Below are 16,463 nucleotides of genomic sequence, written 5' to 3'. Positions count from 1 at the left end.
ACGGTACGGTACGGTACGGTACGGTACGGTACGGTACGACGACGACGCGCGCGCGCGCGCGCGCGCGCGCGCGCGCGCGGCGGTGTGCGTGTGGGGGGCGAGGGTGCGGTCTATCTCAAACGTCGCCCCCTCATCCGACCCTTCGGGCCACCTTCTCCCCGGCGGGGAGAAGAAATTTGCCGCAACGCTGTGCCTGAGTTGAAACATAAAAAGAAGGGAACGATCATGACCATGCCGCAGGCAGCACCGCTTGGTGCCGAAAATGCCGTGCTTTCCGTCCGCAATCTCACCACGTCTTTTCACGTGGATGGCGGCTGGAAGCCCGTGGTGCGTGATATTTCCTTCGATGTCGGGCCGGGCGAGACGGTTGCGATCGTCGGTGAAAGCGGTTCGGGCAAAAGCGTTACATCGCTTTCCATCATGCGGCTGCTGGACCGCGAAAGCAGCAGGGTGCAGGGTGAAATCCTGCTCGGCGGTCGCAACCTGCTGTCACTTTCCGAAGATGCCATGCGGCGGGTGCGGGGCAATGAAGTGGCCATGATCTTTCAGGAGCCGATGACCAGCCTCAATCCGCTCTTTACCATCGGCGACCAGATTTCCGAGGCTTTGCTGTGCCACCAGCCGATGTCGAAAGCTGAAGCGCGGGCGGAGACGATCCGCCTTCTCGAAAAGGTCCGCATCCCGTCTGCCGCCTCGCGCTTCGATGAATATCCGCACCGCTTTTCCGGCGGCATGCGTCAGCGAGTGATGATCGCCATGGCGCTCGCCTCCAAACCGAAGCTCCTGATCGCCGACGAGCCGACGACGGCGCTCGATGTGACCATTCAGGGCCAGATCCTCGACCTCATCAAGACGCTGCAGGAAGAGGAGGGCACGTCGGTCCTCTTCATTACCCATGATATGGGTGTGGTCGCCGAAATCGCCGACCGCACGGTCGTCATGTATCGCGGCGAGCAGGTGGAAGTCGGTGCGACGGCGGATATTTTCCATCGCGGCAAACATCCCTATACGCGCGCACTTTTGTCCGCCGTTCCGGTTCTGGGGTCGATGAAAGGCGAGGAAAGACCGCTCCGTTTTCCCATCGTCAATACCACCACGGGTGAAACGCAGGAGCCGGCGCGTCCGGCCGATACAGTCGACGCCGCCGCACAGCCGGTCCTGAAGGTGGAGGGGCTGACCAAGCGTTTCGATATCCACTCCGGTCTTCTGGGACGGCTCAGTGGCCGCGTCCACGCGGTGGAAAACGTGTCCTTCGATCTCAGGGCCGGTGAAACATTGTCATTGGTGGGCGAAAGCGGCTGCGGCAAATCCACCACCGGACGCGCCATCATGCGGCTGATAGAGCCGGATGCCGGCTCGGTCGTGGTCAACGGCGAAAACATTCTCGCCCTCGACAAGACGGGCATGCGGGATATGCGCAAGACGGTTCAGATGATCTTTCAGGACCCTTTCGCCTCGCTCAATCCGCGTATGACGGTGGGTGCGGCGATTGCCGAACCTTTTCTGGAGCACCGCATGGGAAGCGCCCGCGAGGCGAAGGATGTGGTGGCCGGCATGCTCAAAAAAGTCGGTCTCTCACCGGACATGGCTTCGCGTTACCCACATGAATTTTCCGGCGGCCAGCGCCAGCGCATCTGCATAGCGCGCGCGCTCGCCCTTCAGCCCAAGGTGATCGTTGCCGACGAAAGCGTGTCGGCGCTCGATGTTTCCATCAAGGCGCAGGTCATCAACCTGATGCTGGATCTGCAACAGAGCCTCGACCTTGCCTTCCTGTTCATCAGCCATGATATGGCGGTGGTGGAGCGCGTCAGCCACCGGGTGGCGGTGATGTATCTCGGCGAGATCGTCGAAATCGGCCCACGCGCCGCTGTCTTCGACAATCCGCAGCATGACTATACCCGCAAGCTGATGGCGGCCGTGCCGGTGCCGGATCCGGATCGCCGCAACACGCGGCGGGGTGCTGCGAATGACGAGCTGAAAAGCCCGATCCGCGCCGTCGATTATGTCGTCAAGCCGCGTGAATATCGCGAGGTTTCGCCCGGCCACCTCGTTGCCTGCTGAAGCTGGTTACAGGCCCGGCACATCCAATGTCGCGAAAGGTATACGGTAACCGCGCTTAAAACTTTCCCGCTGTCCGAGATGGCGATACCATGTCTGCACGGCTGGAAAGTCGTCGAGGTTGATCCTGTGGCGGGCGAAACGGGAGACCCATGGCCAGATGGCAATGTCGGCTATTGAAAAATCGCCGGCCACGAACTCCCGCTCACTCAAGCGGTCGTTCAATGTCCGGTAAAGCCGCGCCACATCTGCCGCGAAACGCGTTTCGGCAAAGGGGGCCTGTCCGGCATGGTAGGTCAGGAAATAATGGGCATAACCGAGTGTCGGGCCGAAATTGGCAGCCTGCCACATCAGCCATTCGGTGACAACCAGTCGCTCGGTCGCGGCGGCGGGCAGAAGCCGGCCTGCCTTTTCGGCAAGATAGATCAGGATCGCGTTCGATTCCGTCAGGACGGTGCCGTTTTCATCGTCGACAATCGCAGGGATTTTCGAGCCGGGATTGATGCGGACGTAATTGGCGGCAAATTGCTCGCCTTTTTCGATGTCGATGGCGTGGCTTCGATAGGGCAGGCCAAGTTCTTCCAGTGCAATCGAGATTTTAAGGCCGTTGGGTGTGATCCAGGTATAAAGGTCGATCATGTTAGTCGAACATCGCCTCATCCAGCGGCAGTGCCCGTCTGCCTTTCTTGCCGGTTACGTCGGAAAGGTCCGTGTAAAGACCGCGTAGCGTCAGAACGAGCTCAATAATTCGCGGATCGGTGACACGATAGATCACCGCTTTGCCTTCCCGCGAGCCTTCGATCACACCAGCGTCGCGCAATTCGGCAAGTTGCTGCGAAAGCGTTGGCTGCTGGATGCCGAGTTCGTATTCCAGTGCGGAAACGGAAGCTTCCGTTTCCATGAGATAACAGACGATGGCCAGACGATTGGCGTTGGCGACAAGCTTCAAAAGCTCGCTCGCTTCCACCACGCTGCGGCAGATGAGATTGGAAACCGGTTTCGTCACGACTACAGGCCCATTTTTCAAACTACAAAAAAGTAGAATGTATGGTGATAAATTTCAATGGCTTGATGAAAGCTAGTTCGACCCGATCAAGCATTTTTTAAAATCTACAGGATTAGTAGATTTCTCTTTCGCTTTCCGGCCGAGGATCGCCAAAACGTTCCTCGAAAACATTCTATAAAAAAGTAGATTGATTGCGAAATGAGGTGTCGACATGAAAATCGGGGTCCATCCCAACAATCTGCATTTACGGCTCGCCCGGCTCTGGCCCGGCGCCTTTGAAGAATTCGATCCGCAATTCGTGGCCTATCGTGAAGGCCGCGACACGGCGGCGCTTCTGGAAAAGGGCGAAATCCATTTCGGCGGTACTGGTTCGACGCCGCCCATTGAGGCGGATGCACGCGGGCTTTCAGCGGTCTATATCGCCGCGTCCGCACCACGGCCCGCCAATGGCGCGATCCTCGTGAGGCGCGACACCCCGATCCGCTCCGCAGCGGATCTTGCGGGAAAACGCATATCGTTGATTGACGGATCGTTTCACACCTATCTGCTGGCGCGCAGCCTGGAAGGCGTGGGGCTTGGCCTTGCGGATGTGACCCGTATTGAAAGCGGCGACAGCGATAGCCTGCGCGATCTCGTGGAAGGCCGTGTCGATGCCTGGGTGACGATGTCGCCGCGGCTGGAAAAGGCCCTGACCCATGAGGAGATCAGCCTTCTGGTTCGCTGTGGCTCGACCATTCCCAACCGTTCGCTATTCTGGACGCTTGCGCGCCACAACATAGCGGGCGAGACAGGGCAGGCAATTGCGGCTGAACTGGATCGCGTCGGCCGGGCCGTGATGGCGGATATCGACAAAGCCGCCGCCCTTCTCGCCGCGGAACCAGGCAGCGAAGGTGATGCGCAGTCCTGGGCCAAGGTGCTGAGGTCGCGTGACCTTTCGGTCGTGGCCGCTGCCGAAAATATCCTTGCCGAACAGCAGGAGGAGGCCGATACGCTTTACAGGCACGGTCATTTCTCTTTACCGGTTCTGACCGGGCAATCAGCCAGCACGGGAGGCGGCAGATGAATGTTTTCTGGTACATGTGCGCGCCCGACGGCGCTTATCCCTGGCAGCCGGAAGGGTCCCGCAAGGTCGATCTCGGTTATTACAAACAGCTGGCTCTGGCTTACGACCAGCTGGGTTATACCGGTGCGCTGTTTGCCACAGGCGCGCATGACGTCTGGGTTCTGGCGGGCGCGCTGCTTTCCTATACCGAGCGGCTAAAGTTTCTGGTCGCCATTCATCCGGGCCTTGTCGCGCCGACGCTGCTCGCCAAGATGGCGGCAACGCTTCAGGAGTTTTCGCGCGGACGCCTGCTGATCAATGTCGTCTCGGGCGATGCGAAGATGCTCGGCGCATACGGCATGACCATGCCGCATGACGAGCGTTACGATATGGCGGATGAATATCTGCAGATCTGGCACCGTCTTTTTGCCGGCGAAACAGTCGATTTCAAGGGGCGGCATTTCCAGACGGAGGGCGCAAAGTTGGCGCTGCCGGTGGGGCAGGGCATCGAGCCTCCGCCATTGTGGTTTGGCGGCTCCTCGGACAAGGCCATCGATGTCGCGGCCAAACATGTCGAGACCTATCTTTCCTGGGGTGAAACGCCGGACCAGATCGGCGCAAAGGTCGATCTCGTCAAGGCGCGGGCGGAGAAGCTTGGCCGCGAGCTGGAATACGGCATTCGTCTCTATGTTATTGTGCGTGATACGGATGAAGAGGCCTGGGCCGCCGCCGCCGATCTCTACGGGCGCATGGATGAGCGGGCCATTGCCGCCAATCAGCGTTTCGTCGGCAAGACGGATTCCGTCGGCCAGCAGCGCATGACGGCGATGCATGGCGGGCAGAAGCCGGAGAATCTGCGCGATCTCGAAATCGCGCCCAACCTCTGGGCCGGCATCGGGCTTGTTCGTCCGGGCCCGGGAACCGCGATTGTCGGTTCGCCGGATACTGTCATCCGCACGCTGGAGGCCTATAAGAAGGCGGGCGTGAATACCTTCATCCTTTCCGGTATGCCATTGCTGGAAGAGGCTTTCCGCTTCGGCGAAAAGGTTCTGCCGCGTCTTGACGTATCGCGTGAGGTCTCGACGGCAAAACAATTCACATGGTCGACTTTGTTCGATCGCGACCTCTCGGCCAAGGCCTCCTGAGCATGGTGCGGGAGTGGAGAGACAAGACATGACGGCAAGTCCGGCAACAACAATCGCGCAACGGCGCATCGGCCCGCAGCTCGCAGCAGAGCGGGCGCTTGCCATTCTCGACAAGGCGCTCGGCGCAGTCGCCGCCGCGATCCTTGCAACGCTTCTCGTGGTGGTGCTGGTCAACGTCACCCTGCGTTACCTGTTCCATACCGGCTTTATCGGCGCGGAAGACCTCGGCATCTGGCTGCATGTGGCCATGATCGCGGTCGGTGCGCCGCTCAGCCTCAAAAGCGCTCTCGCCATGCGGCTTGACGTTTTTGTGCGGTTTTTGCCTCAGCGATTTCACGCGGTAACCGAAGTGCTGGCCGATGCCTTCTCCTTTGTCGCCGCACTCATCCTCGCCTTCGGCGGGGTAGAGATCGCGGCGATGCTCGGCGGCACGTCTCCGACGCTTGGCCTGCCGGAATGGGTGCGTTTCGGCTTTCTGGGTGCAGGCGGCGCGCTTATCCTTCTTTATCTGGCACTTCAGCGTATCAGTGAAGGCAAGCTGTTTGCCGTTCTCACATCTCTCGCCATCGCAGTCGTGGCCTATGTTGGTCTGCCGGAAGTTTTCGTTGATACGAGCCTGCCGCCGAGCCTGTTTCTGGCGCTGACGGCGGCCGTGGGGCTCGTGCTCGCCGCGCCGCTTGCCCATGCCTTCCTTGCCGCCGCCTATGTGGCGATTGCCTTCGGCAGCACCTTGCCGGAACCGGCCATCGTTTCGTCAACCGTGACCGGCATGTCGAAATTCCTTCTGCTCGCCATTCCCTTCTTCCTGCTGGCCGGAAGCCTGCTGACGGAATCGGGCGTCGCCAACCAGCTGGTCCGTTTTGCCGCCTCCATGGTTGGCCACCGGCGCGCAGGCCTGGCGCAGACGACGCTTTTGACCAGCGTGCTGTTTTCCGGCGCGTCCGGCTCATCGGTCGCCAATGCCGCCTTCGGCGCCTCCACCTTCCAGCCGGAACTGGTGAAACATGGCTATCCTCCGGCGCAGGCGGGCGCGATCATTGCCGCCACCTCCGTGCTGGACAATGTCATTCCGCCTTCCATCGCCTTTCTCATCCTCGCCACGGCGACCAACCTGTCGGTCGGCTCGCTGCTGGTCGGCGGTTTCTTTGCCGGCGGGCTGATGGCGGTCTGCCTTGCGGTGGCGATCCATTTCAGCGTGCGCAGCGTCGATACCTTGCCGCGCGCGACAGGCAGCGAACGCTGGCGTTCGGCCATAGCTGCGATACCTGCCTTCGGGCTTGGCGTCATCGTGGTGGTCGGCATCCGCATCGGCGTTGTCACCACCACGGAGGCTGCGGCTCTTGCCGCTCTCTACACGCTGTTTCTCGGTTTCGGTTACCGGCTGGGGGCAGGCCGCATTTTCGCGACCTTCCGGCAATCGGCTGGTGAGGCGGCGGCCATTGGTCTTCTGATCGGCACGGCGGGGCCTTTCGCCTTCCTGCTGGCGGTCGACAATGTCTCGGGCCTCGTCACTGACTTCGTGACTTTGCTCGGCGGCAGCAAGATCGCTGTGCTGCTGCTCTCCAACCTCATCCTGCTTGTGGTGGGACTGGTGCTGGATATCGGCGCGGCCATTCTGCTGTTCGGGCCGATCCTGCTGCCTGCGGCCGTGGCCGCCGGCATCGATCCGATCCATTTCGGCGTCATCCTCGTGGTCAATCTGATGATCCATGGCCTGACGCCGCCGCTCGGCATGCTGATCTTCGTGGTCAGCGGCGTCACCCGTATTCCGGCGACCGCGCTTTTCCGCGCCGTCGTTCCCTATCTCGTCTCTCTTCTCGTTTCCCTCGCCATTCTGTGCGCCTGGGCCATTTTCTTCTAAATTTGGGGTTTCAATCATGACTACTATCGATCGCCGCAATCTCCTCAAACTCTCCGCCATCGGCGCCGCAACGCTTGCCGCTCCGGCCTTTGTGCGCACGGCAAATGCTCGAACCCGCAGCCTCACGGTTGCCTCGCTGTTTGCCGATGACAAGCCGGAGACGAAAATCTGGGTGAAGATCAGCGAGCTGGTGGAAGCGAAGCTGCCCGGCCGTTTCCGCTTCAACATCGTCAAGAGCGGTGCGCTGGGTGGTGAAAAGGAAGTGGCGGAAAATATCCGGCTCGGATCGGTTCAGGCGAGCCTTTCCACCGTTTCCTCGCTTTCCGGCTGGGTGCCGGAACTGCAGATCCTCGATCTGCCCTTCCTGTTTCGCGATGCCGACCATGTGCGCAAGGTGGTGACGGGCGAGACTGGCACTGATCTGAAGACGAAGCTCGCCGCCCAGCAATTCATCGCCGCCGATTTCATCAATTACGGTGCTCGCCATCTTCTGACCAAGGAGCCGGTAACCCGGCCGGAGCAGCTGGAAGGCAAGAAGATCCGCGTCATCCAGAGCCCGCTGCACACCAAGCTCTGGAGCGCCTTCGGCACCACCCCGGTCGGTATCCCGATCACCGAGACCTATAATGCGCTGGCAACCGGCGTGGCTGATGCCATGGATCTCACCAAGTCCGCTTATGCCGGCTTCAAGCTTTACGAGGTCGTGCCCTATCTGACGGAAACCGGCCACATCTGGGCTTCAGGCGTCGTCTATTACGGTGCGACCTTCTGGAACCAGCTGGATGACGAAGAGAAGAAGGTTCTCTTGGAAGCCTCGAGCGAAGGCGCGCAATATTTCAACCAGCTGATCGTCGAGGACGAAGTAAAGTCCGTCGAGCTTGCGCTTTCGAAGGGCGGCAAGGTGCTGCAGCCGGAAGCACTGGACGAATGGCGCAAGGGCGCGCAGGGCGTCTGGCAGGATTTCTCCGGCATTGTTGGCGGCATCGAGAAGATACAGGCTGTGCAGTCGGCCTGATAATACGGCCCATCAAAATCAGGAAACCCCGTGCGTCCTTCGGGCGCGCGGGGTTTCTTTTGTTCGGTATCAGTGCGAAGCGCCGGAGCCGCCAACGGCGACGATGGAATAGGGCTGGCCCTCCACCGCAACCGTGCGGGTTTCCTTCAGGCTTTCCGCGTCCACCACGCGGACCAGCGAATGGCGCGGATCGGAAATTGCGACCTGCCCATCGGCAACCGCGAGGCGCGGACGCGGATCGCGCCAATGGCCATCCTTGCTGTAGGGTTCGGTGACCTTCGCCTTGCGGGTGATGGCGCCTTCCAGCACGTCAAGCACATGTAGATCGCCGTCTTCCGTCAGGATGTAGGCGTTGCGCGGATTGGCGGGATCGAGAATGAAGTCGACACGCCGGGTCGGCAGTTCCACCAGACGGAAGGCGTCCCTGCTATCAGGATCGATCAGGACAACCTTGTCTTCACCGTAGTTTCCAAGGAAGAACTGCATGGATTTGCCGCCAAGCAACGTGCCGGTATAGGCTTTCGGGAAATCTTCCGGATAGGCCAGCATTTCGAGCTTCGGGCCATCCGTGCCGCCGGGGCGGGCAACGAGAATGCCTTCCTTGCAGCCGAAGGCCGCAAGCCGTGCGGATGTCGCCTCGCCATGCAGATCGGTGCATGCCGCCTGCTCGCCAACCTGCTTGCCTTCCCTGTCAAGAACACGCAGCCCAATGCGGGGCGGCAGCGTATCGGGTTTCGTTTCGATGTCGGTATTGGGCACCGACACCAGAACGTAACGGCCCATCGTCACCGCAACTCCATGATGCGGAGCGGTCGTATCGACGGTACGAACCTTTGCCTTGCCATCCAGCAGGGCTGCTTCATCGATGATCTCCGCCTTGCCGCCACGGTCATAAAAAAGAATGGCATGGTCATCGTGCGGTACGACGTGGAAGGGGCGCTTGCCCTCAAAAGTGACGGGTAGCAGCGCTGCATCTTCCACATCCAGATCGCGATGCTCACCGTGATCGGAAAAGACGATGCCGGTCTTGATCACATGCACCATGTCGGCATCCGACTGGGTGGCGAAAACCGTCTTGCCCGAGGCGCTGGCCGTCAGCGCCGCATATCCTTTCAGATCGTAGCGTCCAAGTTCCTTGCCGGTTTCGAAATCGATGGCCCGCACGACCGGTTCGCTATGATCGGCGACGAAAAGCCGCCATTCCTTGACGCCGTCCTTGCTTTCTTCCGCCTGCGCCATGCCGGAGGATAGGGAGGTGGCGAGTGTCAGGCATGTGGCGAGCGCGCTCATGCCAAGTTGCTGGTGAAGGGAGAATCTCATGGTGTTCCTTCCAGACGTTGTCATCCCCATACAGATCAGGGCCGATGTCAGCCCTATGAGAATGATTGTAATGTTATTACGTTACGTAAACCTATTAGCATTATCGGCGGGGTCCGTGTCAACCGATGTGGTCGCCCTTAGTTCTGAAAATCCGCAGAGGTGCGGTTAGCGACGCAAATGAGAGTTGAAACATCGGTCCCGGGCCGCAAACGCGACACTATCCCCGGGATTGACCCGAGGATACGCAACCCGCTGAAATCAAATATAGTCTCGTACCCCTCAAGGATGAGGGAAGGGTGTTCGGCAAAGCCTATCCAGCCAAATCGGCTGCCGGCCCGTTTTACCGTCCCAGATGCCGCTCGCCGCGCTTCTTTGCCAGTTCGATCTGTTGCTGCCGATCACGGAACCGCTGGCGGTCCTCTTCGGTGCGGTCATCATAACAGCTCGGGCAGGAAACGCCTTCCTCGAACAGCGGCGATTGCCGCACTTCCGGGGTGATGGGGTTGCGGCAGGCGTGGCAGAGCTTATGGTCGCCTTCGGCAAGCCCATGAACGACCGAGACGCGCTCGTCGAACACGAAGCAGGCGCCTTCCCAGAGGCTTTCTTCTTCCGGCACTTCCTCCAGATATTTGAGAATGCCGCCCTTGAGGTGATAAACCTCGTCGAAGCCCTGTTCCTTCATGAAGGCAGTGGCCTTTTCGCAGCGAATGCCGCCGGTGCAATACATGGCGATCTTCGGCTTGTTATGCAGGCCGGGATTGTTCTTCACCCAGTCGGGAAATTCGCGGAAGGTTTTCGTCTGCGGATCGACCGCACCCTTGAAGAGGCCGATGGCGGTCTCGTAGTCGTTGCGGGTGTCGATGACGATTGTATCCGGATCGGAGATCAGCTCGTTCCAGTCGCGCGGGTCGACATAGGTGCCGACGATGCGGTTCGGATCGATATCCGGCACGCCCATGGTGACGATCTCTTTCTTGAGCTTCACCTTCATGCGCACGAAAGGCATGTGCGACGCCCGGCTTTCCTTGTGCTCCAGCGCGGCAAATTCCGGTTGGGCGCACAGGAAGGAGAGCACAGCGTGAATGCCCGCATCCGTCCCGGCAATGGTGCCGTTGATACCTTCGGCCGCAAGCAGCAGCGTACCCTTGACGCCATTATTCTGGCAGAGCTCGAACAATGGCTCGCGCAGGCTTTCGAACCGCGGCAGGCGGGCGAAATGATAAAGCGCGGCCACAAGGAAATCGCCAGTGACTTCCGGGCGGGGGAGAATGGTGGTGTCGGTCATGGGCGCTGAAATACAGCGACGGCGGCCGCAAAGCAATATTTATCAGCGGGTCCGGGTATTTTGAAGATCGTCAAATTCTCGGCTTTTGAGGTTTCCTATATATTTCGTTGCAACACAAAAACTGTCAGGATTCTCATGCCACCGTTGCCATTGACGCGTGGCTTGCCACCATTTGAGTATCGTGAGGCATACGTCTTCAGCGATCCTATCAGCCGACGCGCGTCCGCGCGTCGAGATGACTCTTTTCAGTTCAACGACTTGGGCAGCCTGGATGTAGACTCAAGGCCGGATGACAGATCACTATATGCACCGGCACAATAAATCCTTGTCATGCAGGAATAAAGGTTCGCTCAGCGCTCACCCTTAGCCAGCCCGAAACGTCCGTGCGACAGGGTGCGCTCAATGCCGCGCAGCTCCGCCAGCCCTTTCAGCCGGCCGATGGCGGGATAGCCGGGCTGGGCCCCGCGTGTCAGGTCATCGAGGATTTCCTGGCCGTGATCGGGCCGCATCGGAATGGTATGGTCTTCACGGCCCTCCGCCCGGCGGCGCGCTTCTTCGGTGAGGAGTGCGGCGATGACGGCGACCATATCGGTTCCGCCTTCCAGATGTTCATCCTCGAAGAAGGAGCAGGGGACGGTGTCCGTGTCGCGCGTCACGTTGCGCAGATGTACGAAATGGATGCGATCGGCAAAACGGCTGGCGATGAAAGGCAGGTCGTTATCCGCCCGCGCGCCGAGGGAGCCGGTGCAGAGTGTCACGCCATTGGCGCGACTATCGACCTGCGAGAGCATGTGGGCATAGTCCGCCTCCGTCGACAGGATACGCGGCAGGCCGAGCAGCGGCCATGGAGGATCGTCGCCATGGGCGCAGATGTTGATACCCACCTCCTCGGCAACCGGCGTCACCTCCGATAGAAAATCGATCAGGTTCTGTTGCAGCCTTTCGCGGTTGATGCCGTGATAGGAGCGCAGTTTTTCGAGAAGCTGGGCGAGTGTGTAACCATCCGCCGAGCCGGGCAGGCCCGCGCCGATATTGCGTCCGAGGGCGGCGATTTTCGTGTCCGGCATGTCTGCGAAACGTTTTGCCGCGTCCTCCGCCAGCCAGTCCGGATAATCGGCCTTTGCGTCGGGGCGTTTCAGAATGTGGATGTCGAAGGCGGCGAAATCGGGAAGATCAAAACGCATCGCCTTTGCGCCGTGCCTTGTTTCCCAGCGCAGGTCCGTGCGGGTCCAGTCCAGCACGGGCATGAAATTATAGCAGACGGTGCGGATGCCAGAGGCGGAGAGGCGGCGCAGGGTTTCCTGCCAGTTGGCGATGTGATTTTTCCAATCCCCGGTCTGGGTCTTGATATCTTCGGAAACGGGCACGCTTTCCACCACGTCCCAATAAAGACCGCCGGCCTTGATCGCCTCATGCCGTTTGGCGATTTCATCCACCGGCCAGACATCGCCGGTGGCAATGTGATGCAGCGCGCTGACGATGCCTTCAGCGCCCGCCTGAGCCGCATCCTGAACCGTGACCTTGTCGACAGGACCGAACCAGCGCCATGTGTGTCTCATCTTAAATCCTCAAATATCAGTCTGCGGAAAATGTCAGCTGCACCTTGCAGGCGGCGGAGCGGTCTCCGGCCTGTTCGAAGGCCGCTTTCGCTTCGCCGAGCGGGAAGCTGTGGGAAATGATCGGTCGTACATCGATCCTGCGGGTGGAGATGAGCCCGGCGGCGACGGCAAATTCCTCATGAAAGCGTTGTGAGCCGCGCCAGAGGATTTCCTTGCCCACCAGCGCGTTGAGCGGAATGGTGATGTCACCGGTGACGCCCACCTGCACGATGGTGCCGCGCGGGCGCACGCAGGCAAAGGCGGTGCGAAGTGCCGGACCGGCTGCGGAGCAATCGAAAATGACGTCGAAATAACCCTTGTTGTCCTGATAGGGCAAAAGCGCCTCGGCGTCTTTCGCGACATTGATCGTGCGGTCGGCACCCATGGCGGGGGCGCGTTCAAGTGCGGCATCCGTTAGGTCGGTGGCAACGATGATGCTTGCCCCGGCGTGGCGGGCGGCGGCGATGGTCAGGAGGCCGATGGGGCCTGTGCCGGTCGCCAGCACCTTTGCACCTGCCAGATCGCCGGCCTGTGCGACGGCATGCAGGCACACTGCGAGCGGCTCGGTGCAGGCGGCTTCAGCCGGTGAGGTATCCTCTGAAAATGTCGCGCATTGTTTGGCGGGAACCACCAGCCGGTCGCGGAACATGCCCTGCTCGTGCGGCAGGCGCATGGCGCTGCCCATGAAGCGCATTTCAAGGCAATGGATCGGCTGGCCCTTCAGGCAGAAATGGCAATGGCCGCAGGGCTGGGACGGATTGATGGCGACGAGCTGGCCGATGGCAAGGTCGCTGACGCCGTCTCCCAGCGCCTGCACATGGCCGGATGCCTCATGTCCGCAGATGATCGGCTCTCGCACACGGACCGGGCCGAAGCCGCCATCCTGATAATAATGCAGATCGGAGCCGCAGATGCCGCCCGCCGCCATGGCAAGCAGCACTTCGCCGGGTCCCGCTGCGGTAAGGTCCTGCGTTTCGACGCGAATGTCCTTCTGGCCGTATAGACGTGCCACGCGTGTCTGCATGACGATGCCCTCATATGTGTATGGATGAAGAAGCCCGCGCGGGAAACCGCGCGGGCGATGATGTTGGCGTTAGCGGATCAGGCCCATTTCGGTCGGCAGCCACAAAGTAATGGCCGGAACGAAGGTGATCAGCAGCAGCGCCACGAACAACGGCACCAGCCATGGCAGAATGGCCATTGTGGTACGTTCGACGGAGAGTTTCGCCACACGCGAGAGCACGAACAGCACCATGCCGAGCGGCGGATGCAGCAGCCCTATCATCAGGTTGAGCGTGATGATGAGACCGAAATGCACCGGATCGATATTAAACTGCAGCACCAGCGGCAGCAGGATCGGCACGAGGATGGTGATCGCCGCAATCGTATCGAGGAAGCAGCCGACGAACAGCATCAGGAGGTTGACCAGCACGAGGAAAATCCACTTGCTGTCGGTGATCGTCAGGATCGCCGCCGACAGAAGCTGTGCCGCCTGGCTCACCGTGAGCAGCCATGCGAAGACAGATGCCGCCGCGACTATGAAGAGCACCGAAGCGGTCGTCTCTATCGTATCGAAGGTCGATTTCGCCAGCGTCTTGAAGGTCATCGTCCGGTAACGGACAAGCCCGAGGAACAGCGACCACAGAACGGCGGCAACGGCGGCTTCCGTCGGCGTGAACCAGCCCATGGTCATGCCGCCGATCAGGATCACCGGCGTCATCAGCGCCATCACGGCGGAAAAGTCGAAATACCAGTCGCAGGCGAGCAGGATCACCAGCACGATCAGGATCGACAGGTTGAGCGACAGGCCGAACGCCGTGAGAATATAGATGCCGAGCGGCACCATCATCACCACGAAGACTTCTATCGACGCGCCGAAGATGGTTCTGAGGCTGAACGGCGTATCGGAGCCCCAGCCCTTGATATAGGCGAAGACCGCAACCGTGATCATCATCAAAAGCGTCATGACGACGCCCGGAACGATGCCGGCCATGAACAGCGCGCCAATCGAGACATTCGCCATCATGCCGTAGATGACGAAGGGCAGTGACGGCGGGAAGATCGGGCCGAGCGTTGCGGAGGCGGCGGTGACGCCGACGGCCGCTTCGACCGGATAACCGTGATCCTTCATGGCCTTGATCTCGATGGTGCCGATACCGGCCGCATCGGCAAGCGCGGTGCCGGACATGCCGGAAAAGATCACCGAGCCAATAATGTTGACCTGCGCGAGGCCGCCCTTCATCCAGCCGACCAGCGCGACGGCGAAGGAATAGATGCGTCCCGTCACACCTGCCGTATTCATCAGGTTGCCAGCAAGGATGAAGAAGGGAACGGCGAGAAGCGGGAAGCTTTCCACACCCGCGATCAGGCGCTGCGCCGCGATGATGTCAGGCGCGACGTTGTAAAACACGATGTAGAGCAGCGAGGCCGAGGCCATGGAAATGGCGACCGGCAGGCCGATCAGCATCAGGAGAAGAAAAGAGCCGATAAGAAGTAGCATCTGATCAATCCCCCGCGCTCTGGAATTCTTCGGGCCGTTCCAGAACGGAATAACCACGCTGCATATTGGCGATGAAGACCTGCACCGAGCGGAAGAACATCAGAACAAAAGCGGCCAGAACCGTGTAGAAAACGATGTTGCGCGGCAGCGCCACGGTGACCATTTCTTCATCCGCGACGATTTCCAGATAGCGCCACATCAGCCATGACGTATAGGCGAAGAACAGGATGCGCAGCACATCAACAAGGATCGACATGGCGCGGGCCACCTGCGGCGGGACGTAATGATAAAGCACATCCACCTGGATGTGGCGCGACATGCGCACGCACATGACCGAACCTAAAAACACCACGCCGATCAGGCAGTTGACGGCGATTTCTTCCGTCCAGGCGTAACTGTTGTTGAGCACGTAACGGGTGAAGAACTGAAGGAACACGCAGCCCGTCATCAGCCAGAAAAGGCCGAGCGTGACCCAGTCCTCGAATGAATAGACCTTGAGATCGACCTCGGGCGGCGCCTCATCGAACGTATGGGCGAGTTCCTCAGGCGTGACCTGAGTATGGATTTCCTGCGACATTGAGATATCCCGTCTGGAGAGAAAGGGCGGTGCGGCAAAGAAGCCGCACCGGATCTTGGCTCACTTGACGGCGCGAATGGCTTCCCAGTCGGCCTTGTCGTAACCGAAGTCCTCGAACTTCACCTTCTCCAGAACGTTCTTCTCGAAGTCAGCCTTGTCCACCTCGGCGACGGTGAGACCACGCTTCTTGAAGTCTTCCACGAGGCTTTTTTCGCGGCCCTCAATGGTCTTGGTGGTCCGCACGGCGGCTTCCTGCATGACTTCGGTGAAGATTTTCTTGTCCGCATCGGAGAGCTGCGACCACAGGTTCTTCGAAATCACCGTGTTGAGGTGGTCGACGATGTGACCGGTCAGGACGATATTCTTCTGCACTTCAAAGAACTTTTTCGCCTCGATGGTGGTCAGCGGGTTTTCCTGGGCGTCGACCGTGCCGTTCTGGAGCGCCAGATAGACTTCCGCAAAGGCAATCGGGGTTGTGTTGGCGCCGCAGGCGCGCGGCATGGCCAGATAGGCCGGAACGTCAGGAACGCGCATCTTCAGGCCTGCCATGTCGGCGCAGGCGGCAATCGGTTTGTTCGACGTGGTGTGACGTGTGCCGTAATAGCTGACGGCGGCGATGTGATTGCCGGTCTTGTCTTCGTAACCCTTGGCGAGACGCTTGAAGATGTCGCTCTTGGTATAGGCGATCAGATGGCTCGGATCGCGGAAGATGTAAGGGAAATAGGTGACGCCAATCGGCTTGAAGTCACGCGCGGCAAAGCTCGAGCCGGAAATGATGATATCGACGGTGCCGATCTTCAGGCCCTGGTTGATATCGGCTTCCTTGCCGAGCTGCGAGGCGGGAAAAACATCCACCTTGTAACGGCCGTCGGTGCGCTTGGCGATCTCTTCTGCGGCCCAGACCGAATCCGTATGGAAAGGTTCCGAGGTCTCGTAGACATGCGCCCATTTCAGCGTGGTCTGCGCCTGCGCCGCCAGGGCGGAAAGCAGGATGGCGGCTGTCGCGCCCATCAAAGTCGACAATCTGATTTTCATTCTTAACTCCTCCCGAATTAA

At 60.0% G+C, this 16,463-nt stretch carries 14 protein-coding genes; 5 read left to right on the top strand and 9 right to left on the bottom strand.

Features of this window, described 5'->3' with window-relative positions:
• Window positions 1-225 precede the first annotated feature (225 nt).
• Complete coding sequence (locus tag AGR13A_RS15770; RefSeq protein WP_080840220.1) at window positions 226-2,061, top strand: ABC transporter ATP-binding protein; 1,836 nt, start codon at window positions 226-228, stop codon at window positions 2,059-2,061.
• Between the two features lie 6 nt (window positions 2,062-2,067).
• Here the strand turns inward: AGR13A_RS15770 and AGR13A_RS15765 are convergent, their stop codons facing one another.
• Both AGR13A_RS15765 and AGR13A_RS15760 read right to left on the bottom strand, forming a co-directional pair.
• Window positions 2,068-2,697 (bottom strand): glutathione S-transferase family protein, encoded by a 630-nt coding sequence (locus AGR13A_RS15765; RefSeq protein ID WP_080837373.1) that lies wholly within the window; start codon window positions 2,695-2,697, stop codon window positions 2,068-2,070.
• A 1-nt stretch (window position 2,698) separates the two neighbouring features.
• Window positions 2,699-3,064 (bottom strand): ArsR/SmtB family transcription factor, encoded by a 366-nt coding sequence (locus AGR13A_RS15760; protein WP_035220809.1) that lies wholly within the window; start codon window positions 3,062-3,064, stop codon window positions 2,699-2,701.
• A gap of 211 nt (window positions 3,065-3,275) precedes the next feature.
• Between AGR13A_RS15760 and AGR13A_RS15755 the strand changes: the two genes are divergently transcribed.
• Genes AGR13A_RS15755 through AGR13A_RS15740 form a run of 4 tightly spaced genes read left to right on the top strand, consistent with a single transcriptional unit; the run spans window position 3,276 to window position 8,127 of the window.
• Entirely contained in the window at window positions 3,276-4,127 is an 852-nt protein-coding gene (locus AGR13A_RS15755) for an ABC transporter substrate-binding protein (RefSeq protein WP_080837371.1), read from the top strand.
• Window positions 4,124-5,251 (top strand): LLM class flavin-dependent oxidoreductase, encoded by a 1,128-nt coding sequence (locus AGR13A_RS15750; RefSeq protein ID WP_059758165.1) that lies wholly within the window; start codon window positions 4,124-4,126, stop codon window positions 5,249-5,251. The genes AGR13A_RS15755 and AGR13A_RS15750 overlap by 4 nt, the downstream gene beginning before the upstream one ends.
• Before the next feature lie 28 nt (window positions 5,252-5,279).
• Window positions 5,280-7,112, top strand: coding sequence for a TRAP transporter large permease (locus tag AGR13A_RS15745; RefSeq protein ID WP_080837369.1), 1,833 nt, complete (start codon window positions 5,280-5,282; stop codon window positions 7,110-7,112).
• Between the two features lie 16 nt (window positions 7,113-7,128).
• Window positions 7,129-8,127, top strand: a complete 999-nt coding sequence (locus tag AGR13A_RS15740) for a TRAP transporter substrate-binding protein (RefSeq protein WP_080837366.1) — start codon at window positions 7,129-7,131, stop codon at window positions 8,125-8,127.
• A gap of 69 nt (window positions 8,128-8,196) precedes the next feature.
• Here AGR13A_RS15740 and aztD read toward each other — a convergent pair whose 3' ends face one another.
• From aztD to AGR13A_RS15705, 7 genes are all read right to left on the bottom strand, one after another.
• Window positions 8,197-9,447, bottom strand: a complete 1,251-nt coding sequence (gene aztD, locus AGR13A_RS15735) for a zinc metallochaperone AztD (protein ID WP_080837364.1) — start codon at window positions 9,445-9,447, stop codon at window positions 8,197-8,199.
• A gap of 340 nt (window positions 9,448-9,787) precedes the next feature.
• On the bottom strand, window positions 9,788-10,732 hold the full coding sequence (gene trhO / locus AGR13A_RS15730) for an oxygen-dependent tRNA uridine(34) hydroxylase TrhO (RefSeq protein ID WP_080837361.1): 945 nt from the start codon (window positions 10,730-10,732) through the stop codon (window positions 9,788-9,790).
• Between the two features lie 350 nt (window positions 10,733-11,082).
• Window positions 11,083-12,291 carry a mannonate dehydratase gene (uxuA, locus tag AGR13A_RS15725; protein ID WP_080837358.1) on the bottom strand — a complete coding sequence of 403 codons (1,209 nt, stop codon included), beginning with the start codon at window positions 12,289-12,291 and terminating at the stop codon, window positions 11,083-11,085.
• A 16-nt stretch (window positions 12,292-12,307) separates the two neighbouring features.
• A complete protein-coding gene (locus tag AGR13A_RS15720; protein WP_080837356.1) occupies window positions 12,308-13,354 on the bottom strand; it encodes an L-idonate 5-dehydrogenase in 1,047 nt (348 codons plus the stop codon).
• 69 nt (window positions 13,355-13,423) lie between these two features.
• The gene (locus AGR13A_RS15715; protein WP_035220793.1) at window positions 13,424-14,830 is read right to left on the bottom strand and encodes a TRAP transporter large permease; all 1,407 of its coding nucleotides are present in this window, start codon (window positions 14,828-14,830) and stop codon (window positions 13,424-13,426) included.
• A 4-nt stretch (window positions 14,831-14,834) separates the two neighbouring features.
• Window positions 14,835-15,407, bottom strand: a complete 573-nt coding sequence (locus AGR13A_RS15710; RefSeq protein ID WP_020809476.1) for a TRAP transporter small permease — start codon at window positions 15,405-15,407, stop codon at window positions 14,835-14,837.
• A gap of 60 nt (window positions 15,408-15,467) precedes the next feature.
• On the bottom strand, window positions 15,468-16,442 hold the full coding sequence (locus AGR13A_RS15705; RefSeq protein ID WP_035220792.1) for a sialic acid TRAP transporter substrate-binding protein SiaP: 975 nt from the start codon (window positions 16,440-16,442) through the stop codon (window positions 15,468-15,470).
• Between the last annotated feature and the right edge of the window lie 21 nt (window positions 16,443-16,463).

This window comes from Agrobacterium genomosp. 13 str. CFBP 6927, from assembly GCA_900012615.1.
Lineage (GTDB): Bacteria > Pseudomonadota > Alphaproteobacteria > Rhizobiales > Rhizobiaceae > Agrobacterium.
Note: the sequence above shows the minus strand (reverse complement) of the source record. Positions and strands in the feature narration are given on the sequence as shown.

Coding starts and splice junctions, on each gene's coding strand:
- AGR13A_RS15710 (WP_020809476.1), bottom strand. CDS start 15,407: ATGTCGCAGGAAATCCATACTCAGGTCACGCCTGAGGAACTCGCCCAT.
- AGR13A_RS15765 (WP_080837373.1), bottom strand. CDS start 2,697: ATGATCGACCTTTATACCTGGATCACACCCAACGGCCTTAAAATCTCG.
- aztD (WP_080837364.1), bottom strand. CDS start 9,447: ATGAGATTCTCCCTTCACCAGCAACTTGGCATGAGCGCGCTCGCCACA.
- AGR13A_RS15740 (WP_080837366.1), top strand. CDS start 7,129: ATGACTACTATCGATCGCCGCAATCTCCTCAAACTCTCCGCCATCGGC.
- AGR13A_RS15750 (WP_059758165.1), top strand. CDS start 4,124: ATGAATGTTTTCTGGTACATGTGCGCGCCCGACGGCGCTTATCCCTGG.
- AGR13A_RS15745 (WP_080837369.1), top strand. CDS start 5,280: ATGACGGCAAGTCCGGCAACAACAATCGCGCAACGGCGCATCGGCCCG.
- trhO (WP_080837361.1), bottom strand. CDS start 10,732: ATGACCGACACCACCATTCTCCCCCGCCCGGAAGTCACTGGCGATTTC.
- AGR13A_RS15720 (WP_080837356.1), bottom strand. CDS start 13,354: ATGCAGACACGCGTGGCACGTCTATACGGCCAGAAGGACATTCGCGTC.
- uxuA (WP_080837358.1), bottom strand. CDS start 12,291: ATGAGACACACATGGCGCTGGTTCGGTCCTGTCGACAAGGTCACGGTT.
- AGR13A_RS15715 (WP_035220793.1), bottom strand. CDS start 14,830: ATGCTACTTCTTATCGGCTCTTTTCTTCTCCTGATGCTGATCGGCCTG.
- AGR13A_RS15755 (WP_080837371.1), top strand. CDS start 3,276: ATGAAAATCGGGGTCCATCCCAACAATCTGCATTTACGGCTCGCCCGG.
- AGR13A_RS15770 (WP_080840220.1), top strand. CDS start 226: ATGACCATGCCGCAGGCAGCACCGCTTGGTGCCGAAAATGCCGTGCTT.
- AGR13A_RS15705 (WP_035220792.1), bottom strand. CDS start 16,442: ATGAAAATCAGATTGTCGACTTTGATGGGCGCGACAGCCGCCATCCTG.